Genomic DNA, 17,521 nt, shown 5'->3' with positions numbered 1-17,521 from the left:
ACGACGGGGCTCCGCACCCTATCGAAACTGGTCTACACCAGTTTGCGACAACCTCCAAACCTCATGTGTGCCGGGAGGACTTGCCGATGAGTTCGAGCGCGGCTGCAGCACCGCAGCGGAAGTGGTGGAACGGGCCGGTCCAGGGCTTGCAGAAGGTCGGCCGGAGCCTCCAGCTGCCGGTGGCCGTGCTGCCCGCGGCGGGCCTTCTCGTCAGCCTGGGCAACCTCTTCGACTCCTCGCTGCACGGCGCCTTCTGGGACAAGTTCGCGAAGGTCCTCCTCAATGGCGGGACGGCGATCCTCGACGGCGAGGTGGGGCTGCCCCTCCTCTTCTGCATCGGTGTCGCGATCGGCTTCGCGAAGAAGGCGGACGGTTCGACGGCCCTGGCCGCCGTCGTCGGCTTCCTCGTCTACCGGGGCGTGCTGGCGGCCTTCCCGGTGGACGACTCCGTGACCGAGGCGACGCCGGACGGGGTGCCGCAGAATCCGGGGGTGCTGGGCGGCATCATCATCGGGCTGCTGACCGCCGTGGTCTGGCAGCGGTACCACCGCACGAAGCTGGTCGACTGGCTGGGCTTCTTCAACGGGCGCCGCCTGGTGCCGATCCTGATGGCGTTCCTCTGCGTGATCCTGGGGGTGCTGTTCGGCCTGCTGTGGCAGCCGGTCGGTGACGCGCTGACCTGGTTCGCCAAGCAGCTGATCGATCTGGGTGCCTGGGGTGCGGCGATCTTCGGTTTCGCGAACCGGCTGCTGATCCCGATCGGCATGCACCAGTTCCTGAACACCTTCTTCTGGTTCCAGGCGGGCGAGTTCACCGGGTCCGACGGCGGCACGGTGCAGGGGGACATCTCCCGCTTCTTCGCCGGGGACCCGTCGGCGGGCCAGTTCACCTCGGGCTTCTTCCCGATCATGATGTTCGGCCTGCCGGCCGCCGCGCTGGCGATCGCGCACACCGCGCGTCCGGAGCGGCGCAAGGAGGTGTCCGGTCTGATGCTGTCCGTGGCACTGACGTCGTTCGTGACGGGCGTGACGGAGCCGCTGGAGTTCTCGTTCCTCTTCGTCGCCCCGCTGCTGTACGGGGTGCACGCGATCCTCACCGGGGTCTCGATGGGGGTCACCTGGGCGCTCGGCGTGCATGCGGGGTTCAGTTTCTCGGCCGGGCTGATCGACTACGTCGTCAACTGGCACCTGGACACCAAACCGTGGCTGATCATCCCGATCGGGTTGTGTTTCGCGGTGATCTACTATGTGATCTTCCGGTTCGCGATCACCAAGTTCAACCTCCAGACCCCCGGGCGTGAGCCCGTCGAGGAGGAGGAGAAGATCGAGGAGGACCTCACGAAGTAGGCCCTCTCCGTTCTCCGCGCGCCCCCGGACCCCATGGTCCGGGGGCTTCGCCGTGTCACCCAGGGTGGCGGGCGGACTACGGCGCAAATTGAAGGTTCCTTATCTAACCCTCACCGTGCTAAAACTGGTCTACACCACTGAGTGGTCCAGACCACGCGGCCGTCTCCCGCCGCGTTCCTCGAGTCGCCGCCTCCCCGGAACCCCGTCCCCGGCGGCGCCTTGCCTACCGGAGGAAGTTCATGAGTACGGACACCGTTCCGGCCGCCCCCGCGAAGAAGCGTGGCGCCGGCGTGATGGCTGTCATGCAGCGCATCGGCCGCAGCCTGATGCTGCCCGTCGCGGTCCTGCCCGCGGCGGCGCTGCTGGTCCGGCTCGGCAATGCCGACATGCTCGGCCGCGAGTCGTTCCCGACCTTCATAACGAAGCTCGCCGGGTACATGGCCGCGGGTGGCGGTGCGATCCTCGACAACATGCCGCTGCTGTTCGCCGTCGGCATCGCCATCGGCTTCGCGAAGAAGTCGGACGGCTCCACCGCCCTGGCCGCCGTCACCGGATACCTGGTCTTCCAGAAGGTGCTGGCCACCTTCACCGACGGCAACCTCCCGCAGGTCGCGAGCGTCGCCGACGGCAAGATCGTGATGAACGACGCCCCCGTCAACGCCGGTGTCCTCGGTGGTGTCGTGATGGGCATCGTCGTGGCCCTGCTGTACCAGAAGTTCTACCGGACGAAGCTGCCCGACTGGGCGGGCTTCTTCAGCGGCCGCCGCCTGGTCCCGATCCTCTCCGCCTTCGCGGGCCTGGTCATCGGTATCGTCTTCGGTCTGATCTGGCCGGTCCTCGGCGCCGGTCTGCACAACTTCGGTGAGTGGCTGGTCGGTTCCGGCGCGGTCGGCGCGGGCATCTTCGGTGTCGCCAACCGTGCGCTGATCCCCGTCGGCATGCACCACCTGCTGAACTCCTTCCCATGGTTCCAGGCCGGCGAGTACGACGGCGCCCACGGCGACATCGCCCGCTTCCTGGCAGGCGACCCGAACGCCGGACAGTTCATGACCGGCTTCTTCCCGATCATGATGTTCGCCCTCCCGGCCGCCTGCCTGGCGATCGTCCACTGTGCCCGCCCCGAGCGCCGCAAGGTCGTCGGCGGCATGATGTTCTCGCTGGCGCTGACCTCGTTCGTCACCGGTGTGACCGAGCCGATCGAGTTCACGTTCATGTTCATCGCCCCGGTGCTGTACGCGATCCACGCGGTGCTGACCGGTGTCTCCATGGCGCTGACCTGGGCGCTCGGCATGAAGGACGGGTTCGGCTTCTCCGCCGGTCTGGTCGACTTCCTGCTGAACCTGGGCATCGCGTCGAAGCCGTGGCTGCTGGTGCTGGTCGGCCTCTGCTTCGCGGCGGTCTACTACGTGGTCTTCCGTTTCGCGATCACGAAGTTCAACCTTCCGACGCCGGGCCGTGAGTCCGACGAGGAGCTCGCCGAGCTCCAGAAGGCCGAGGCCAAGTAGTCCGGCCGCTGCCGCAGCACGGCGAAGCCCCCGTTCCCTCCGAGGAGGGAACGGGGGCTTCGCCGTGCTGTCGCCTGTCGTCAGATCTCGTAGACCGCGCCGGGCAGGGCGAGGTCGACCGGGCCGTCGTAGACCTCGCGGGCGTCGGCGAGGTTGCGGTCGGCGTCGGTCCACGGCGGGATGTGGGTGAGGACCAGGCGTCCCGCTCCGGCGCGGGCGGCGTACTCGCCCGCCTCGCGGCCGTTGAGGTGGAGGTCCGGGATGTCCTCCTTGCCGTGCACGAACGATGCTTCGCAGAGGAACAGGTCGGAGCCCTCGGCGAGTTCGGCCAGCGCCTCGCAGGTGCCGGTGTCGCCGGAGTAGGTGAGGGCGCGTCCGTCGTGCTCGACCCTGATGCCGAAGGTGTCGACGGGGTGGCGGAGCTTCTCCGTGCGGACCGAGAAGGGGCCGATCTCGAACGACCCGGACTTCAGCGTGTGGAAGTCGAAGACCTCGCTCATCGCGTGGTCGGACGGGGTGTCGGCGTGGGCCGTGGTGAGCCGCTGCTCGGTGCCCTCCGGTCCGTACACGGGGATGGCGGCGGGGCGTCCGCCGTCGAAGCGGTAGTACCGGACGACGAAGTACGCGCACATGTCGATGCAGTGATCGGCATGGAGGTGGCTGAGGAAGACGGCGTCGAGGTCGTAGAGACCTACGTGGCGCTGCAGCTCGCCCAAGGCGCCGTTGCCCATGTCGAGGAGCAGCCGGAAGCCGTCGGCCTCTACGAGGTAGCTCGAGCATGCCGAACCCGGTGACGGGAACGAGCCGGAGCAGCCGACGACGGTGAGCTTCATGGAGCGTGAACCTCCGAGGCCTGGGAACGGGGAGGGTTCGTGCGGTCCGTCGAGCGTAAGGCGCGAAACCGCTGGTCGCTCCTCCACGGCCTGCCGTTGTGGGGGAACTCACCTGTGCTGTCACCGGTTCGATGGAAGGCCGGGTGCGGTGCGGCGCGCCGGTACGGTCGGTGCATGAACTCGTGGTGGTGGGCGGCACTGGCCGTCGTTGTCCTGCTGGCGCTCGTGGCGACGGTCTCCGATGCGCGGGGGCGTGGTGGGCGTGGTCCGCGGCGTCCGGGTGGGCGGACGCGTCCGCCGGGGCGTGCTCCGGAGCGGAAGAGGGGGCGGCCGCACGGGGAGCCGCGGCCCGGGGAGATCTGGTGGGCGGACGTGCCGTTCGAGGACGGGCCGGGGTCGAAGGACCGGCCGTGTCTGGTGCTGTCGGTGCGGGGCGGTACGGCGGTGGTCGCCAAGATCACCAGTAAGCACCATGAGGAGCGGCCGGGGGTGATCGCGTTGCCGGCGGGTTCGGTGGGGGACGCGCGGGGCCGGCGGAGTTTTCTGGAGACGGACGAGCTGAGGGATGTCGCGCTGTCGGGGTTCCGGCGGAAGGCGGGCGAGCTGGACCGGGGGGTGTGGGGGCGGGTGCGTGATCTGGGGTGAGCGTGCGGGAGGCGCGGGGCGGGGTGTTCTCCCGTCCCGCGCCTCCTGAGCGTGTGGCCGTTGTTCCTCGGGTGCGGTCCCGAGGGTCCGTCAGGCCCAGAGCTGGCCGTGCAGGGTTTCGATGGCGGCTTCTGTCGTGGGGGCGGTGTAGACGCCGGTGGACAGGTACTTCCAGCCGCCGTCCGCGACGACGAAGACGATGTCGGCGGACTCTCCGGCCTTGACGGCCTTGCGGCCGACGCCGATGGCGGCGTGGAGCGCGGCGCCGGTGGAGACGCCCGCGAAGATGCCTTCCTGCTGGAGGAGCTCGCGGGTGCGGGTGACGGCGTCGGCGGAGCCGACGGAGAAGCGGGTGGTGAGGACGGAGGCGTCGTAGAGCTCGGGGACGAAGCCTTCGTCGAGGTTGCGCAGGCCGTAGACGAGGTCGTCGTAGCGGGGTTCGGCGGCGACGACGCTGACGTCGGGCTTGTTCTCCCGGAGGTAGCGGCCGACGCCCATGAGGGTGCCGGTGGTGCCGAGGCCGGCCACGAAGTGCGTGATGGAGGGGAGGTCGGTGAGGATCTCCGGTCCGGTGGTGGCGTAGTGGGCGCCGGCGTTGTCCGGGTTGCCGTACTGGTAGAGCATGACCCAGTCGGGGTGTTCGGCCGAGAGTTCCTTGGCGACGCGGACGGCTGTGTTGGAGCCGCCTGCCGCCGGGGAGGAGATGATCTCGGCGCCCCACATGGTGAGGAGGTCGCGCCGTTCCTGCGAGGTGTTCTCCGGCATGACGCAGACGATGCGGTAGCCCTTGAGGGTGGCCGCCATGGCGAGCGAGATGCCGGTGTTGCCGCTGGTGGGTTCGAGGATGGTGCAGCCGGGTGTCAGCCGGCCGTCCTTCTCCGCCTGCTCGACCATGTGGAGCGCGGGGCGGTCCTTGATCGAGCCGGTGGGGTTGCGGTCCTCGAGCTTGGCCCAGATGCGGACGTCCTCGGACGGGGACAGCCGCGGGAGGCGGACCAGGGGGGTGTTGCCCACGGCCGCCAGCGGGGAGTCGTACCGCATCAGCGCATGCCGCCGGCGACGGCCGGGAGGATGGTGACGTTGTCGCCGTCGGAGAGCTTGGTGGTGATGCCGTCGAGGAAGCGGACGTCCTCGTCGTTGAGGTAGACGTTCACGAAGCGGCGGAGCTGGTCGCCGTCGACGATGCGCTCACGGATGCCGTTGTGGCGGGTCTCCAGGTCGGTGAGGAGGTCGGCGAGGGTGTCCCCGTTGCCTTCGACGGCCTTGGCGCCGTCGGTGTAGGTGCGGAGGATGGTCGGGATGCGGACCTCGATGGCCATGGCGTGGGCTCCTGTCGAAAGCGGGGAGGTGGCGTGGGGCGCGCGTTTGTGTGCCCCCGCGCGGGGGTGGTGCGTACGTGGTGCGCTCGGACCGCGGCTCAGGCCGGGCGGTTCACGGGCAGGCGGCAGCCGGACACATCGCGCTGGAAAGCCTGCACAGGTCGACGTGCAGCCGCGCGACGAGCAGCATGCCCGGCGTCTTGTCGCTCACGTCATGGGGAACCATGGGCTCATCGTATCGATTCCCGACCGGGTTTCCGGAGTGTGATTCCACATCGTGGATGGTGAGCGTTCGCCATGTGGACAGACGGTGGGGCGGCGGGGTGCCGGAGCCGCCCCCGCGCGTCAGGCTGCGGTGGGGTAGGCCTCGACGACCTCGACTTCTTCCTCGGTGATCTCGCCGTCGACGATGCGGTAGGACCGGAACTGGAAGGGGCCTTCGTCGTCGGTGTCCGCGGTGGAGACCAGCACGTAGTGGGCGCCGGGTTCGTTGGCGTACGTGAGGTCGGTGCGGGAGGGGTAGGCCTCGGTCGCGGTGTGGGAGTGGTAGATGATCACCGGCTCCTCGTCGCGGTCGTCCATCTCGCGGTAGAGCTTGAGCAGGTCCGCGGAGTCGAATTCGTAGAACGTGGGTGAGCGTGCGGCGTTGAGCATGGGGACGAAGCGTTCCGCGCGGTCCTCTCCGGCCGGGCCGGCGACCACTCCGCACGCCTCGTCGGGGTGGTCCGCGCGGGAGTGCGCGACGATCTGGTCGTAGAGCGCCTGGGTAAGGGTCAGCATGGCGCCCAGGATAAGCAGAGGGCCCCCGCGTACCGAGGAGTGGTACGCGGGGGCCCGTATGCCGGACAGTGCCGTTGGGGCGGCGGTGTCCTGGGGCTGCCGTCGCGCGGGTCAGCGCTTGGCGAAGGCCTTGTTGTCGGGGTTGCGCGCCTTGAGGACCAGGTAGGAGACGCCCAGGATGAGGCCCCACAGCGGCGCGCAGTACAGGGAGATCCTGGCGTCCTTGTCGATGGCCATCATGACGATGACGAGGCCGATGAACGCGAGGGCGAACCAGCTGCTGAAGGGGGCTCCGGGAGCCTTGAAGCTGGACTGGGGCAGTTCGCCTCGGTCGGCCTTGGCGCGGAAGCGGATCTGGCAGACGAGGATCATGATCCAGGCCCACATGCCGGAGATGGTGGCGAAGGAGACGACGTAGTTGAACGCGTCGCCGGGCCACTGGTAGTTGATCCAGACGCCGACGAGCATCAGCGCGGCGGAGAAGGTGGTGCCGGCCAGCGGGAGGCCGTTCTTCGTCAGCTTGGTGAAGGCCTTCGGGCCCTGGCCGTTGATCGCGAGGTCACGGAGCATGCGGCCGGTGGAGTACATGCCGGAGTTGCAGGAGGAGAGCGCGGCGGTGAGCACGACGAAGTTGACGATGGCGGCGCCGATGCCGAGGCCCATCTCCTCGAAGGCGGCGACGAACGGCGAGACGCCCGGCTTGAAGGTGCTCCAGGGGACCACCGAGAGGATCATGATCAGCGCGCCGACGTAGAAGACGGCGATGCGCCACGGCACGGTGTTGATGGCCTTGGGCAGGACGGTCTTGGGGTCCTTGGACTCTCCGGCGGTGACGCCGACGAGTTCGACGGCGAGGAACGCGAACATCACGATCTGGAGGGTCATCAGCGTGCCGCCGATGCCCTGGGGGAAGAAGCCGCCGTCGTTCCACAGGTTGGCGACGGTCGCGGTGTCACCGGCGTCGGAGAAGCCGACGGTGAGCACGCCGGCACAGATGAGGATCATGCCGATGATCGCGGTGACCTTGACCATGGAGAACCAGAACTCGAGCTCGCCGAAGAGCTTCACCGAGATCAGGTTGGCACCGTAGAGAATGACGGTGAAGACCAGCGCGGACAGCCATTGCGGGATATTCCACCAGTACGTCATATAGGTGGCGGCCGCGGTGACTTCGGTGATTCCGGTGACGACCCAGAAGAGCCAGTACGTCCATCCGGTCACGAATCCGAAGAAGGGGCCGAGGAATTCGCGGGCGTACTCCGAGAAGGAGCCGGACACCGGGCGGTACATGAGGAGTTCGCCCAGGGCGCGCATGATGAAGAAGATGACCAGGCCCGCGATGGCGTAGGCGAGGATGAGGCTGGGCCCGGCCCTGTCGATGGCCTTGCCCGCGCCGAGGAAGAGTCCTGTGCCGATGGCTCCGCCGATGGCGATCATCTGGATCTGACGGGCTCCCAGGCCACGCTGGTAGCCCTCGCCCGCCGGGGCGTCGACGGCCTTCGGGCCGTCCGCCTGTCCGTTGTCGACCTGCGCCGATGTCATGGTGGTGCGCCTTTCTCCACGCCGATCCGCGCCGCCCTCGGCGTCGGATCAGGTCCTGATCCCCCCGGATATGGATGGAGTGCCGCCGGCGTTCGGCCGGCTTGTAGCGCCCCCGGGGACAGGGGTGGCGTCCCCGGGCGGTCGTGAAGATTTATCACGACCGCCGGGCGAGCCCGACGGACATTATGTGGCGCACACCACAGGAAAAAGCGGACAAGCGTTTCCAGGCGCTGCAAAGAACGCCGTTCAGGTGACGGGATCGTTATTCGGATTTGAGCATCCGTTGAGCGAGCCCGTGGTTCCCGGGGATCTCAGTCGGGCATCAGCGTTTCGATGAGGGTTTCCTGGAGCGCGCCGAGCCAGAGATAGGCCATGACCATGGGTTTGCGGGGGTCGCTGTCCGGGAGCCGGTAGAGCGATCCGTCCTGGCCCTCGTCCTCGTCGGACACCTCGAGGCGGGTGCCGATGGTGAGCCGGAGGTCGTTGAGGGAGCCCAGCCAGTGGCGGCACTCGTCGGCGGCGAGGGAGAGCACCGCGCCGTCTTCGGGTACGGGCGCGAGCGCGTCGAGCGACCGCACGACGGCGAGGGCGTCCTCGCGCTTGCGCGTGCGCAGGTCGTTCTCGGTGAAGCGGCGGAACTCGGCGGACGCCTCACGCAGCTCCTTGTCCGCGTCGCCGTACGCCTCGGGGAAGAGCCGGGCCAGGGCCGGGTCGGAGGGCGGTTCGCTCGGCCCTTCCGCGAAGAGCGCGGCGAGCGGGTCCTCGCCCTCGGCGGGTTCGGTGCCCGGGCCGATCAGTTCGAGCAGCTGGACGGCGAGGGAGCGCAGGATCGCGACCTCGACCTCGTCGAGGGCGACGGACGCGCCGCCGCCTGGGGTGGCCTCGAAGTGGCCGGCCATGAATTCTCCGATGGTGGGTCGGACGGAGGGCAGCGGTGGTGGGTGGGTCAGTTGCGGTCCTGGGTCAGGGTGGCCCAGAGCCCGTATCCGTGCATGGCCTGGACGTCGCGTTCCATCTCCTCGCGGCTGCCGCTGGAGACGACGGCGCGGCCCTTCTGGTGGACGTCGAGCATCAGCTTGTGCGCCTTGTCCTTGGAGTAGCCGAAGTAGGCCTGGAAGACATACGTCACATAGCTCATGAGGTTGACCGGGTCGTTGTGCACCAGCGTCACCCACGGGACATCGGGCTCAGGGACGGCGAAGGTCTCCTCGGCCGATTCGGGACGTTCGATCTCTACGGGGGAAGCAACGCTCACCTACCCCATGCTGCCACCAGAGGGGGGCCCGCGCACAAACGGCGCCCCCATCTCGTCACTTTGACGAATAGGGAGTAGCATCCCCGGCATGAACTCAGCGGACCTTGGGCGACGGGTCGGTGTGCCGTCGACCGCGCTCTTCACCGACCAGTACGAGCTCACGATGGTGCAGGCCGCACTGAAGGCCGGCACCGCGGACCGGCGCTCCGTCTTCGAGGCCTTCACGCGCCGACTGCCCGAGGGGCGGCGCTACGGCGTCGTCGCGGGCACCGGGCGCGTGCTGGACGCGGTGGAGAACTTCCACTTCGACGACGAGATGCTCGCCTTCCTGCGCGACCAGAACATCGTGGACGCCTCCACCGTCGACTGGCTGGCGGACTACCGCTTCAGCGGCGACATCTGGGGCTACCCGGAGGGCGAGGTCTACTTCCCGGGCTCGCCGCTGCTGCGGGTCGAGGGCTCCTTCGCCGAGTGCGTGCTGCTGGAGACCGTGATCCTGTCGATCCTGAACCACGACTCGGCGATCGCCGCCGCCGCGTCCCGGATGTCGGCCGCCGCGGGCGGGCGCCGGCTCATCGAGATGGGCGCCCGGCGCACGCACGAGCTGTCGGCGGTGGCGTCGGCCCGCGCGGCGTACGTCGGCGGCTTCCACACCACCTCGGACCTCGCCGCGGGCTTCCGCTACAACATCCCGACGGTCGGGACGAGCGCGCACGCCTTCACCCTGCTGCACGACAGCGAGCGGGACGCGTTCCAGGCCCAGGTGGACTCGCTGGGCCGCGGGACCTCGCTGCTGGTCGACACCTACGACGTGACCGAGGCGGTCCGTACGGCGGTGGAGATCGCGGGACCGGAGCTGGGGGCCGTACGCATCGACTCGGGCGACCTGCTGCTCGTCGCCCACCGGGTGCGGCAGCAGCTGGACGAGCTGGGCGCCACGGAGACGAAGATCGTGGTGACGTCCGACCTGGACGAGTACGCGATCGCCTCGCTGGCCGCCGCCCCGGTCGACGCGTACGGGGTGGGCACCCAGCTGGTGACCGGGAGCGGGCACCCGACGTGCTCCATGGTCTACAAGCTGGTGGCGCGTGCGCGATCCGCCGATCCGGCCGATCCGCTGCTGCCGGTGGTGAAGAAGTCGCTGGGAGCGAAGTCGTCGAGGGGCGGCCGCAAGTGGGCGGCTCGCCGGCTGGACGAGTACGGGGTCGCGGAGGCCGAGGTGATCGGCACCGGTGACGTCCCGGCGGAGCTGGCGGACCAGCAGCTCCTGGTGGAACTGGTCAGGGGCGGCGAGGTCGTCGCCCGGGAGCCGCTGGAGGCCGCGCGGGAACGCCACAGCGCGGCACGCGCCGGGCTCCCGATGTCGGCGATGCAGCTGTCGCGCGGGGAGCCGGTGCTGCCGACGGAGTACGCCTGAGGCCCTCGGGGTACACGTGGGACCTGCCCGCCCCGTCCCCGGGCGCCGGTCCGGTTCCGGGGAGCCCGCCCGCGCGTGCTCCCCGGAACCGGCGCCGCACCGTCGGGCGTGTCGGGGGGGAGAGCCGATGCGTGCACCCCCTCCCGCCGGGTGCGCCGAGTCTCTAGGCTCGGTGGCATCCCCACCGCACCGGTCCGCGGAACACGCCGAACCCCCATCGAAGGACAACCGTCATGCATCGCGCCTTGATCGTCGTCGACGTTCAGAACGACTTCTGCGAGGGCGGCAGCCTCGCGGTGGCGGGCGGCGCAGATGTCGCCGCCGCCATCACCGACCTGATCGGCGAGGCCCAGCCCGGCTACAGCCATGTCGTGGCCACCCGGGACCACCACATCGATCCCGGTGACCACTTCTCCGCCGCTCCCGACTTCGAGCGCTCCTGGCCGCCGCACTGCGTCGCCGGCACGGAGGGTGTGGGCTTCCACCCCAATTTCGCCCCCGCCGTCGCCTCCGGGGCGATCGACAGCGTCTTCGACAAGGGCGCGTACACCGCGGCGTACAGCGGTTTCGAGGGCGTCGACGAGAACGGCACCGGGCTCGCCCAGTGGCTGCGGGACCGGTCCGTCACCGCGGTCGACGTCGTGGGCATCGCGACGGACCACTGTGTGCGGGCCACCGCGCTGGACGCCGCCCGTGAGGGTTTCGCCACGCACGTGCTGCTGGCCCTGACGGCCGGAGTCGCCGAGGGGACCACGGCGCGGGCTCTCGAGGAGCTGCGCACCGCGGGCGTGGAGCTGTCGGGCAAGCCGGTCGTCTGATCCCGCGGGCCTGGGTCGCGGGGCCGGCCGGTCCGCCCCGTGCCGGGCGCGCTCAGGCCGCCGGGCGGGCGGGTCCGGCGTATCCGGCGGAACCCAGCAGCGCCCGTATCGGGTGCCAGAGCTCCTGGCCGGTCTGGGGCGCGGTGCGCCAGAGCAGCCCGTCCGGGTGGTGCAGGACCGCCGTGACCTCGTCCGGGGTCGGCGGCTGGGCGTTGCCCCGGAGGTAGACGGCACGCATTCCGAGGTTGCGCAGCCTGGTCAGGGCGCGCGCCCGGTTCGCGGCGTGCACGAGCACCCGCACCTGTTCTCCGGGGCCCGGTCCGGCCGCCGGGCCGTTCAGGGTCAGTGCCACCACCACGGTGCCGTTGGGCAACCTGCAGAAACCTCCGCCTGCCATGCTTCGCGCTCCCCCCGTAAGACTTCGTGTCAATAAGGATTCGGTAGGACGCACCTAAACACGATCGGCCGCCGCCCGCTAGAGGGCGACGGCCGATCATGCTGTGACCTGGCGCTTTGTCGACTACTTGCCCGAGGGCCCGACCTTCACGGTCATCGTCGAGCCGCTGAGGGGCTCGTTGACGATGGTGATCCGGGTGTTGGTGTCAGAAACCTTGACACTTCCTGTCGGGTTTTCCTCGTACCAGTAGGTGCCCTTGCGGTCGTCGAAGACCGGGACGCCCAGCGACGGCTTGATCTTCAGCGGGACGTCCGCGTTGTGCAGCGTGAAGCCCTTGTTCGGGTACCAGCTGAACGGCGCGTCGAAGGGCTGGATCTTGTTGCGCAGGAGCGAGCCGTTCGTCCACTTCAGCGGCTTGGCGTGCGAGTCCACCGGCAGGATCAGGCCCTGCCCGGGGTGCACGGACGTGTTGTTGTCCTTCTGGGAGGTGTCCCAGAGCCACACCATCAGGCCGTTCTGGTACGAGTAGTGCTCGACCCAGTCCGGACGGGTGGTGGTGAAGCCGAAGTTGTACGGGCCGACCTCGAGGGTCTTGTCGTACGAGACGTACTGGCGGTTCTCGGCGATGTAGTACTGCGGGTAGTCGTTGGTGAACGACTCACCGATCCGCGAGAAGCCCTTGGCGGTCCAGCCGTTGTCGTCGCCCTCCGCGTCGTCCGCGAAGAGGACGGCGCCGTCGGCGGTGACGGTGATGGCGTCGGCGGTGAAGCCCTTGCCGCCCGCGCCGCCGTCCGTCTGGTAGCGGAAGCGCAGGTCGATCTTCTTGCCCGCGTAGGCGTTCAGCGGGTACGAGAGCTTCTTGACGGCGCCGGAGACGTCGGTCAGGGCCGGCTTGTCGCTGGCGTCACGCGGGATGGCCTTGCCGTCCGCCGTGCCGTCGAGCGCGGTCCAGCTGGTGCCGCCGTTGTCCGAGACCTCGGTGTAGAGGTAGTCGTAGTCGGCCTCGATGTCGTACCAGCCGGACAGGTCCAGCGACGCGGACGTCATTCCGGTCAGGTCGACCGGGCGCGTCAGGGTGTTCGACAGGTCGTCGCCCATGTCGCTCCACCACTGCTTCGAGCCCTGCGCGGGCTTCGTGACGGTGGTGGTGACTTCCTTCTCGGGCAGCTCGACGACGAGCGCCTGCTTGTCCTTGGTGTTGTACTCCGAGACACCCAGCTTGTGCGTCGACTTCGTCGCGGCCTTCGCCGTGTCGTAGTCGAGCCAGCCGAGCTGCAGCTTGTCCCAGGCGGTCATGTCGCCGGGGAGGTTGCCGATCTCGCCCTTGCCGGTGCCGAGCCAGGAGCCCGCCGACATCAGCGACCAGAAACCGACCGAGTTCTCGCCGCCGCCGGAGGTGTCGTACAGGTCCGGGAGGCCGAGGTCGTGGGCGTACTCGTGGGCGAAGACGCCCAGGCCGCCGTTCTCGGGCTGCGCGGTGTAGTCACCGACCCAGATGCCCGTGTCGCCGATCTCGGCGCCGCCGGCCTTGTTGCCCGTGGGGCCCGTCGCACCGGCGTTGGTGCCGTAGGCGTACCAGCGGTGCGCCCAGATGGCGTTGGTGCCCTCGGCGCCGCCGCCCGCGGACTCGTCCTCGCCGGCGTGGACCAGCTGGAAGTGGTCGATGTAGCCGTCGGGCTCGTTGAAGTCGCCGTCGCCGTCGAAGTCGTAGCGGTCCCACTGGTCGTACTGCGCCAGGTCGGCCTTGATCTGGTCCTGCGTGCGGCCCTTGGCCTTCTGGTCGGCGACCCAGGCGTTGACCCCGTCGCGGACCGCGTCCCAGACGTTGGCGCAGTTGGTCGAACCGCAGTAGTTCGAGCCGTAACGGGCCTCGTTGTAGGGGACCTTGACCCAGTCGGAGACCTCGCCGTCGACGGAGTAGCGCCCGGAGGACGTCTTCTCGTAGTACGTCTTGAGCGATTCCTTGCCCTTGCCCTCACCGAAGTAGAGGTCCTGGAAGTGGGCCTGGTCGTAGTCGGCCTGCCAGGCGGTGCTGTTGTCCTTCGCCGGGTCCGGCTCGGCTATCTCGTTGTGCAGCGGGCCGGGCGTGCCGCCGTACTTCTTGACCGGGGGCTTCGGGCCGTCGCCGTCGGGGTCGAACATCGTGGTGTCGTCGACCTGGTCGCCGAACTCCACGAGGATGGTGAAGATCTTGTCGGTCTTCTCCCGGCCGAGCTCGACGTACTTGCTCTTGCCGAGCTTGACGACCTTGGAGCCGTCCCTGGCGGTCACCTTCTTGTCGCCGGACAGGACCTGCTCCAGCGCGGCCTGCCGCTGGGCGTCCTGCTCCTTGCTGAAGGGGCCTTCCAGGTCGTGCTCGTGGGCCTTGACCGGTGCGGGGTCGCGCCGGTCCACGGTGGTGGCGCCGGATGCCGGCGCCCTGTCGTCCGCCTGCGCCGTGGCGAAGGCTGAGGCCGTCGCGGCGGTGGCGGCCAGGCACACGGCTACGGCGGTTGCGCGCAGCGCCCGTCTCTGAGTGGTCACTTGATGCAGTCCTCCCCGGCGTTCGCGTCCGCGGCCAGGGGGTGATTACGGGGCCGCGCGCGTTCAACGCGTCACAAGTGACGACATTTGATCGGAGTTATGAGAGAAAAGACAGACCTTGACTTGCACACACCAAGTGCACTATGCGGGAGTCCTCTTCCGGTATCCGGACGGGGCCGCGGGACCCTCGATCTGTCAACCGGCGCGTCCGAAACCCTCGTCGGCAGGAGCGTGACTCAGTGCGCCCCCCGTGCACCGGCACCGTGGGTTAGGCCACGCTTACTACCGGTTCCCCACGGGCATCCACCGTCGTAGAGTCGATTGACAGTGCGAACGTGTTGAGAGACCTCCCTATCCGACACCCCGAGGACGGATACCGCCATGCCGCGTCCGACTGCCGCACAGTTCTCCTACGGTTCGGCCACCGTCGTCTTCTCCGCCCTCGCCATGCTGCTGCTGTTCCGCACGGAGTCCGGCATCGGTGTCGCCGCCGTGGGGACCGCCGCGATGGTGCTCGGCCTGCTGGTGGCCGTGGCCCTGCCGGCCCGCACGAGGACGGTCCGGGAGGCGACGCCGCCGCCCACCGCCGCCCGTACGCACCGCACGATCGAGGACATCGAGATCGCCGCCGCTCAGCGCCGGCAGGTCGGTGAGCACTCGCTGCGCCGCTGAACACCCGCCGCTCACGGGACGGTGACGACCACGGTCTTGCCCGCCTTGTCCTGCAGGCCCTGCCGGTAGGGCTTGTCGGTGAACATCAGCACGATGTTGATGAGCCACCACAGGCACGGGCAGCACAGCAGCGCCGGGAGCCAGAGCACGACGGCACGCATCAGCGAGGAGCTCGTGTCGGGGACCGAGCCGTCGTTGAGCATCGCGACGCGCATCTTCAGCAGCCGCTTGCCCGGAGTCCGGCCGTCCTTGTGGGTGAAGTACGTGTCGTAGGCGACGTACACCACCAGGCCGATCAGCGACCAGACGAGCTGGTGCCCTGTGTAGGCGTTGCCCACCGCGTTGCCGAAGTCGTCGTTGCCGTCGTCCGAGACGTCGACCGCCCCGCCGAAGGGCAGCGAGATCAGATACAGCGGGATCGAGATGATGAGGAAGTCGATCAGCCGCGCCAGGATCCGCTTGCCCGGTTCGGCGAGCGGCGGCATGCCGGCCAGCGGATCGGCACCGCCGTAGGGACCGCCGCCGCCGTACGGGTCGTTCGGCGGCGGGGGCGGAGGCGGCCCGCTGTCGTAGGGCGAACCGCTCGGAGGCCCCTGCGGCGGCCTCTTCGAGAAGGGGTCGTCGTCGGGCGGCGGAGGCGGTGGTTCAGTGCTCATGGGGGCAGTGCACCCCGGCCCGTGAAGGCCCGCAACGGCTGAGGTCCCTTCGGGGGACGGGGCGTCAGCACACGGGCGTACGCCGCCCCTACCGGCCCGCGACGAAGGTGCGGGCGGCCTTGTCGTGCCAGCACTGGCGCCACGGACGGTCGATCAGACACCAGAGCACGTTGACCACACCGACGACGGCCAGACCAAGCACCCCGTAGACCAGCCACCGGCGCAGGGCGGCCCCCAGGCTCGGCGCGTCGTGGGACTCGATGTCCCGCACCTCGATGCCGCACAGCTTCTTGCCCAGCGTGCGGCCCCACTTGGAGGTGGGCACGGCCTCCAGGAGGAAGCCGAGGACCAGGAAGGCGGCGAGCACCCCGCCGAACAGGCCGGCCGTGGTGGAGTCCAGGAGCCAGACGGTCACCGTCTCACCGGACATCTTCGCCGCTTCGATCTTCCGGTCGATGTGCTCCAGCGCCTGGGTGACCAGCGGGAAGCCGACCGCGCCGACGACCGCGCCGAGGACGACCGTGTCCAGCAGCCGTGCGGCCAGCCTCTTGCCGAGCGCCGCGGGCCGGGCGGCGGCCTGGGACCGGACGAGCTGCTGGAAGGGGTCGTCCGCCACGGGCTTCCAGGGCACGACGGGCTGCTGCTGCCCGGGCCCGGCACCCTGCTGCTGCGTGGGCATCGGGCTCTGCTGCGGCCGGGGCTGCTGGGGGCGCGCCGCCTGCTCGGGCTGGGCGAGCTGGTGGACCTGCTGCGGCCAGGACGCGGATCCGCCGCCGGGGCCCGGCGTCAGAGGGGTGTTCAGCCCCTGCGGCTGCGGGACCGGCGCAGGGGCCGGGGCGGGCTGCGCGGTGCCCCCGGGCTGCACGGCACGGATCGTCATCGTGCCGTCGGCGTGCGCGGGACCCGCGGGCCCCTCCGCACGCGGACGCCGAGGACGGTCGGCGGCGGGGCCCACTGCGCGGATCGTGACCGTACCGTCGGTCGGCGGACGGCCGCCGCTTCCGGGACGGTCGGCGCGGATGGTCACGGTGCCGTCGGGCACCTCGTCGTTGCCGTCGCGCATACCGGGCAGGGCGCCGCGCGTCGGGTCCGGGCCGCCGGGCCGCCGTGGGTCGGCGGGCGCGCCGTCCGCCGGGGCGGAGGCGGCGGGCGGGGCACCGGGGCCGGACGTACGGGGCTCGGGGGTGCGGGCCTCGGGGCCGGACGTGCTGGCCTCGGGGGCGCGCGGGTCCTGGCCGCCCCACGAGACGCGGTTGTCGCGGTCGCCGCCGAAGCCGGTCTGCCGGGAGGTGTCCGCCTGCCAGGCGGTCGATGGCAGGGACCGGCCGCGGGCCGCGTCCACCTCGGCGGCGCCCGGGCCGGCGTCCCCCCGCGCCGCGTCCGCCCCCTCGACCTCGTCCAGGTACATGGGCCCCGTCTCGTCCACCGGGGCGGGCCTGCCCGGGGCCGCGTCGGCCGCCGGGGAGGGCGGCGTCGCGGGAGTCGGAGCGGGTGTCGTCGCGCGAGTCGTCCGGCCCTGCTGGGGCGCGGGCCGACTGGTGCCGGGGACCCACGAAGCGCCGTTCCAGTACCGGACGTATCCGGGGATGGACGGGTCGGGGTAGTAGCCCTCGCTGGGGCTTTCGTCACCGGGTGCCGGGGTTGGGGCGCTCATCACCGTGGTCCCGTATCTCTTCGAGGCCTCAATACAAGGGTCCACATCTATCAGACCGCCGAGCACCCCCGGGCCTGTCCTGCCGTTTGGACCACTTTCAGGGTCCGGGCAAGTTTTTCTGGGAAGTCGCGTCATAGACGTCCGGGAGGGCGCTCTCTC

18 protein-coding genes are annotated in these 17,521 nt (G+C 69.8%); 6 read left to right on the top strand and 12 right to left on the bottom strand.

Translation table 11 applies throughout. The features are described from left to right. Positions 1-86 precede the first annotated feature (86 nt). The gene (locus P8A20_RS22375) at positions 87-1,346 is read left to right on the top strand and encodes a PTS transporter subunit EIIC (RefSeq protein WP_147963636.1); all 1,260 of its coding nucleotides are present in this window, start codon (positions 87-89) and stop codon (positions 1,344-1,346) included. 239 nt (positions 1,347-1,585) lie between these two features. Next, entirely contained in the window at positions 1,586-2,851 is a 1,266-nt protein-coding gene (locus P8A20_RS22370) for a PTS transporter subunit EIIC (protein WP_147963637.1), read from the top strand. 80 nt (positions 2,852-2,931) lie between these two features. On the opposite strand, the gene P8A20_RS22365 is transcribed toward P8A20_RS22370, so the two are convergent. Next, positions 2,932-3,684: an MBL fold metallo-hydrolase gene (locus P8A20_RS22365; protein WP_306104109.1), complete on the bottom strand. Its 753-nt coding sequence runs from the start codon at positions 3,682-3,684 to the stop codon at positions 2,932-2,934. Positions 3,685-3,858: 174 nt separating this feature from the next. On the opposite strand from P8A20_RS22365, the gene P8A20_RS22360 reads away from it, so the two are divergent. Next, positions 3,859-4,329: a type II toxin-antitoxin system PemK/MazF family toxin gene (locus P8A20_RS22360; RefSeq protein WP_306104108.1), complete on the top strand. Its 471-nt coding sequence runs from the start codon at positions 3,859-3,861 to the stop codon at positions 4,327-4,329. Positions 4,330-4,419: 90 nt separating this feature from the next. Here the strand turns inward: P8A20_RS22360 and P8A20_RS22355 are convergent, their stop codons facing one another. From P8A20_RS22355 to clpS, 7 genes are all read right to left on the bottom strand, one after another. Continuing rightward, positions 4,420-5,370 carry a PLP-dependent cysteine synthase family protein gene (locus P8A20_RS22355; RefSeq protein ID WP_147963639.1) on the bottom strand — a complete coding sequence of 317 codons (951 nt, stop codon included), beginning with the start codon at positions 5,368-5,370 and terminating at the stop codon, positions 4,420-4,422. Next, the gene (locus tag P8A20_RS22350) at positions 5,370-5,648 is read right to left on the bottom strand and encodes a MoaD/ThiS family protein (protein WP_147963640.1); all 279 of its coding nucleotides are present in this window, start codon (positions 5,646-5,648) and stop codon (positions 5,370-5,372) included. The genes P8A20_RS22355 and P8A20_RS22350 overlap by 1 nt, the downstream gene beginning before the upstream one ends. Before the next feature lie 112 nt (positions 5,649-5,760). Next, positions 5,761-5,874, bottom strand: a complete 114-nt coding sequence (locus tag P8A20_RS38730; RefSeq protein WP_015577357.1) for a putative leader peptide — start codon at positions 5,872-5,874, stop codon at positions 5,761-5,763. Positions 5,875-5,993: 119 nt separating this feature from the next. Beyond that, entirely contained in the window at positions 5,994-6,428 is a 435-nt protein-coding gene (locus P8A20_RS22345; protein ID WP_147963641.1) for a M67 family metallopeptidase, read from the bottom strand. A gap of 111 nt (positions 6,429-6,539) precedes the next feature. After that, entirely contained in the window at positions 6,540-7,970 is a 1,431-nt protein-coding gene (locus P8A20_RS22340) for an amino acid permease (protein ID WP_147963642.1), read from the bottom strand. A gap of 311 nt (positions 7,971-8,281) precedes the next feature. Further along, a complete protein-coding gene (locus P8A20_RS22335) occupies positions 8,282-8,869 on the bottom strand; it encodes a DUF2017 domain-containing protein (RefSeq protein ID WP_147963643.1) in 588 nt (195 codons plus the stop codon). A 47-nt stretch (positions 8,870-8,916) separates the two neighbouring features. Next, entirely contained in the window at positions 8,917-9,225 is a 309-nt protein-coding gene (gene clpS / locus P8A20_RS22330) for an ATP-dependent Clp protease adapter ClpS (protein WP_109879765.1), read from the bottom strand. An 88-nt stretch (positions 9,226-9,313) separates the two neighbouring features. On the opposite strand from clpS, the gene P8A20_RS22325 reads away from it, so the two are divergent. Continuing rightward, a complete protein-coding gene (locus tag P8A20_RS22325; protein WP_147963644.1) occupies positions 9,314-10,642 on the top strand; it encodes a nicotinate phosphoribosyltransferase in 1,329 nt (442 codons plus the stop codon). A 233-nt stretch (positions 10,643-10,875) separates the two neighbouring features. Next, entirely contained in the window at positions 10,876-11,460 is a 585-nt protein-coding gene (locus P8A20_RS22320) for an isochorismatase family protein (protein ID WP_147963645.1), read from the top strand. A gap of 52 nt (positions 11,461-11,512) precedes the next feature. Here P8A20_RS22320 and P8A20_RS22315 read toward each other — a convergent pair whose 3' ends face one another. Next, a complete protein-coding gene (locus P8A20_RS22315; RefSeq protein ID WP_147963646.1) occupies positions 11,513-11,857 on the bottom strand; it encodes a hypothetical protein in 345 nt (114 codons plus the stop codon). Positions 11,858-11,980: 123 nt separating this feature from the next. Further along, positions 11,981-14,380, bottom strand: coding sequence for an immune inhibitor A domain-containing protein (locus P8A20_RS22310; protein WP_306104107.1), 2,400 nt, complete (start codon positions 14,378-14,380; stop codon positions 11,981-11,983). Positions 14,381-14,761: 381 nt separating this feature from the next. Here P8A20_RS22310 and P8A20_RS22305 point away from each other — a divergent pair, with 381 nt between their 5' ends. Beyond that, complete coding sequence (locus tag P8A20_RS22305) at positions 14,762-15,052, top strand: hypothetical protein (RefSeq protein WP_147963648.1); 291 nt, start codon at positions 14,762-14,764, stop codon at positions 15,050-15,052. Between the two features lie 11 nt (positions 15,053-15,063). Here the strand turns inward: P8A20_RS22305 and P8A20_RS22300 are convergent, their stop codons facing one another. Then, positions 15,064-15,708, bottom strand: a complete 645-nt coding sequence (locus P8A20_RS22300) for an RDD family protein (protein WP_147963649.1) — start codon at positions 15,706-15,708, stop codon at positions 15,064-15,066. A gap of 88 nt (positions 15,709-15,796) precedes the next feature. Further along, on the bottom strand, positions 15,797-17,362 hold the full coding sequence (locus P8A20_RS22295; protein WP_306104106.1) for an RDD family protein: 1,566 nt from the start codon (positions 17,360-17,362) through the stop codon (positions 15,797-15,799). Positions 17,363-17,521 lie beyond the last annotated feature (159 nt).

Source organism: Streptomyces sp. Alt3 (assembly GCF_030719215.1).
Taxonomy (GTDB): Bacteria; Actinomycetota; Actinomycetes; order Streptomycetales; family Streptomycetaceae; genus Streptomyces; species Streptomyces glycanivorans.
Note: the sequence above shows the minus strand (reverse complement) of the source record. Positions and strands in the feature narration are given on the sequence as shown.